The 3,545-nt window shown below is 36.2% G+C and carries 6 protein-coding genes; all 6 read left to right on the top strand.

The window, feature by feature from the left end:
- Positions 1 to 57 precede the first annotated feature (57 nt).
- Positions 58 to 246 (top strand): hypothetical protein, encoded by a 189-nt coding sequence (locus HPY74_20380; GenBank protein NSW92965.1) that lies wholly within the window; start codon positions 58 to 60, stop codon positions 244 to 246.
- 71 nt (positions 247 to 317) lie between these two features.
- Positions 318 to 581 (top strand): Rpn family recombination-promoting nuclease/putative transposase, encoded by a 264-nt coding sequence (locus tag HPY74_20375; GenBank protein NSW92964.1) that lies wholly within the window; start codon positions 318 to 320, stop codon positions 579 to 581.
- Between the two features lie 3 nt (positions 582 to 584).
- Complete coding sequence (locus tag HPY74_20370) at positions 585 to 818, top strand: hypothetical protein (protein ID NSW92963.1); 234 nt, start codon at positions 585 to 587, stop codon at positions 816 to 818.
- Positions 819 to 942: 124 nt separating this feature from the next.
- Complete coding sequence (locus HPY74_20365; GenBank protein ID NSW92962.1) at positions 943 to 1,767, top strand: hypothetical protein; 825 nt, start codon at positions 943 to 945, stop codon at positions 1,765 to 1,767.
- 538 nt (positions 1,768 to 2,305) lie between these two features.
- On the top strand, positions 2,306 to 3,010 hold the full coding sequence (locus tag HPY74_20360; protein ID NSW92961.1) for a SagB/ThcOx family dehydrogenase: 705 nt from the start codon (positions 2,306 to 2,308) through the stop codon (positions 3,008 to 3,010).
- A 352-nt stretch (positions 3,011 to 3,362) separates the two neighbouring features.
- The coding region (locus HPY74_20355; protein ID NSW92960.1) for a hypothetical protein at positions 3,363 to 3,545 on the top strand (183 nt) is incomplete at its 3' end.

Here is a 3,545-nt window from a genome sequence, read left to right as displayed (position 1 = left end):
AAAGAAAAAGCCGAAGAAATAGAGAAGATAATAGAAGTGAACGAGGAGGTAGATAATATGGTGTATGCTATGGAGATAGCATTACGTGAAAAAATGAAGGAGATGGAACTTAAAGGCAAATTGGAAGTTGCAAAAAATATGCTTAATGCTGGAATGGATATGGAGCAAATAAGCATATTTACTGAAATTCCTGTAAAAGAATTGCAAAGTTTATTGCAGAATTTAAGGATAGAAAGAAATTTTTGAGGGTATATGCAGTGTTCGTATATGTTTGTATAGAAAATATTGTCAAAATATTGTAAAATAGGAGTGAGGTTATGGAGTACTTATGGGTGTTGGAGCCCGATTCAAAGTATGATGTATTGAATAACAAGCATGACAAGGGATATAAGTATATTCTATCGGTAAAGAAAGTATTTTTGCAGCTTTTGAAAAGCTTTGTGCGCCAGGATTGGGTGCATAGAATTGACAAGGACAGTTTAGAGCAAATAAACAGGTCATTCATATTGCAGGATTTTAACGGCAAGGAAGCGGATTTGATATATAGGGTGAAGATTGACGGGAGAGAAGTGTTCTTTTAAGGGATGACAGAAGAGGAAACAGGTGAAATAGAAAAGATTATTGATGAAAGCAGGGAGGTTGATGAAATGGTTTACGCATTAGAGATAGCGATACGAAACATGAGAGAAGAGATGAAAATGCAGGGTAAAATGGAAGGCAGGGCTGAAGGTTTGCAAGAAGGTATTGAAAAAGGCAGGGCTGAGACAAAAATAGAAGTAGCAAAGAATCTGCTTGGCATGGGGATGGATATAAGATAAATAAGTATTGCCACAGGTCTTCCCGAAGAAAAAGTCCATGAGCTTATTTCATAGCGGTTTTGTTTAAGATGTGATGGCAGATCAGGTAAAGCAAGTGATTAATATGAATGGGGTATAAGTTGTTATGATGTCAGATATAAACAAAAAATACGGGAAAGAGATTAAGAGATTCAAATTTGATGGATCATATCCTGGGTGTGATGCCATAGTACTGAACGGAAGTTTTATCGTATATGAAAATGGGCTGCTGATAAAAGGTTTGACACCTGAAAGTACGGTTTATGTGAAGTGGAAGGAGATGAGCCATGTTATCTTATATAATGAAGAGATAACTAAGGTGGCTATTGGGTTGGAAAATGAAGATGGCGAGATTGTGGCTGAAAGCAGGAACAAGCCAGGGGATATAGAGGAATTCTATGACCTGATATTCGAACAAAAGGAAAAGTACAGGAATTATGACAGTCTTAAGAAACTTGAAGTGGATTTGGAAGAGCTAAGCATTATAATGGACACCGACAGATGGGAGCATGAGGTATATCTTGATACAGAAACTGGTGAAATAATATATATACCGGTTGAACTGGATGAGGAAAACATATACGAAGAAGAATACATTTCAAGTCTGCCTGAATGGGAAAAGGAAATGGTAGAAGATGTTAAGGCAATATATGAGGATGAAGAGGAGAGGTATGTAATTATACCTGAAAGGTCAAGTAGTGAAGCATACGAGAAGATGGTGCGGTTTACAAAAACACTTAATGATTCCGAAATCTCCCGAAAGTTATTTGATGCTCTTGATGGAAGAGGCGCCTTCCGCAGATTTAAGGATATATTGAGAAGATATCCTCAAATAGAAAATCAATGGTATAAATACAAAGAGGAGTTAGAAAAGCAGGAAGTGAGAAAATGGCTCTGGGGTATCGGTATAGATCCGGTAGAAAAGAAATAATGTGTTCTCTGTGTAAGGTACTTTTTACAATGTCAAGGGAAGAAATTTAAGGTAAGTATTGTTATGCAGAGGCCTGCAAATTCTCCAAATAGTCATATGAAAGTCTGAGTAATCTTAACTATTTGGAGGGCATATCAGGCATTTCATTAAGTTCTGGGATGCTAACAGGTACATTATAGCCAAGGGATGAGTGTCTACAAAACAAGTAATTGTGGATTTGATGGAAAAGTACTTTTTAGTAAATAATGCTAAGCTTCAGGCCATGAACAAAATGTGGATAATCAACTTGATACACATTTTGCCCACGGCCTTCAGCAAGCATTACTATACTTCAAAGCACTTTTCCACAAGCTCCACAATTACGACTACTCCTGCTTAAACTATCCTATAAACGAAAAGAAAAAAGTAAAAGCAGGGGGTAAAGGCTTAAATACTTGTGTAAGCAAGTTATATAAAGCATTATAGGTCATTGGTATATCAATACTTTTGACACTACGAATTTCCAAAGGGGGCTTTACTTATGCGTTTGCAGTGGAAAATGCCGATTATTATTGTTATTGCAGCGATTGTTCTGGCTTCCGTAGTATTGTTTATACTATTATATTTATATAGTAGAGATAAAGGCAGGGAAATATCGGTGGAAATAAAGGAATATAAGCTTTCTGAACCTGTAAAAACAGGTGATATGCCACTTGAAGAAGCTATTGCTAACAGACGGTCGATTCGCACATACAGTGGTGAGAAGATCATGGAAAGCGATGTGTCCCAGTTATTATGGTCGGCACAAGGTATTACTGATGAAGCAAGTGGATTAAGAACGGCGCCTTCAGCCGGAGCATTATATCCCCTGGAAATATATGTGGCAATAGCAATGGTAGAAGGTATAGAAGCAGGATTATTTAAATATAATCCTTCAAGTCACAGTTTGATTCTTAAAAAAAGCGGGGATATAAGAGAGAATATTTATAATGTAAGCCTCAGACAGGATAGTATAAAAAATGCCGCCGCAATCATTATTTACTGTGCTGTCTTTGAAAGAACAGCTTCCCGCTATAAAGACAGGGCGACACAATATGTATACATTGAAACAGGACACTCGGCACAAAATGTGTATCTTCAAGCAGAGGCGCTTAATCTGGGAACAGTGGCAATAGGAGCTTTTGACAATAAGGGGATTAAAAAAGTCCTTGATTTACCTGATGAAGAGGAACCTGTTTATCTGATGCCTGTAGGCAAAAAGTAATGTACCTGGCACCACCCGAAAAATGTCGAAAAACGTTGGAAGTCTCAAAAGCGTTAAATTAATTGAACTCAATATGAATAGAATGTAGTTGACAAATAAAAAATACCTGCAGACGAGATTTTCTCCTGCGGGTATTTTTTAATCTATTAAAAGAACAAATGTTCTTACAGAAAAGATAAAGTATGCTAAAGTATGTTAGGGATAGAATTACAGAGTTTTTCTTAATATATTGCAGAATCTGCTTTTAGTATGATTTTACATATTGTTACATATTTTTCTTGACAAAGAACATTTGTTCTGATAAGATTGCATTGAAAATATTGTCAAAATATTGTAAAATAGGAGTGAGGTTATGGAATACTTATGGGTATTGGAACCTGATTCAAGTTATGATGTGCCGGACAACAGGCACGATAAGGGATATAAATATCTTTTATCGGTAAAAAGAGTATTTATGCAATTGCTAAGAAGTTTTGTAGACAAGAGTTGGGTGAATAGTATAGATGAGAAGAGCATAGAGAATATAGATAAATCT

It is taken from the genome of Bacillota bacterium, from assembly GCA_013314855.1.
In the GTDB taxonomy this organism is placed as follows: Bacteria; Bacillota; Clostridia; order Acetivibrionales; family DUMC01; genus Ch48.
This window is presented reverse-complemented; position numbering and strand designations above follow the sequence as displayed.

Bases quoted from the DNA above. Each gene is read 5' to 3' on its own strand.
- HPY74_20360 (NSW92961.1), top strand. From the start codon at position 2,306: ATGCCGATTATTATTGTTATTGCAGCGATTGTTCTGGCTTCCGTAGTA.
- HPY74_20380 (NSW92965.1), top strand. From the start codon at position 58: ATGGTGTATGCTATGGAGATAGCATTACGTGAAAAAATGAAGGAGATG.
- HPY74_20365 (NSW92962.1), top strand. From the start codon at position 943: ATGATGTCAGATATAAACAAAAAATACGGGAAAGAGATTAAGAGATTC.
- HPY74_20375 (NSW92964.1), top strand. From the start codon at position 318: ATGGAGTACTTATGGGTGTTGGAGCCCGATTCAAAGTATGATGTATTG.
- HPY74_20370 (NSW92963.1), top strand. From the start codon at position 585: ATGACAGAAGAGGAAACAGGTGAAATAGAAAAGATTATTGATGAAAGC.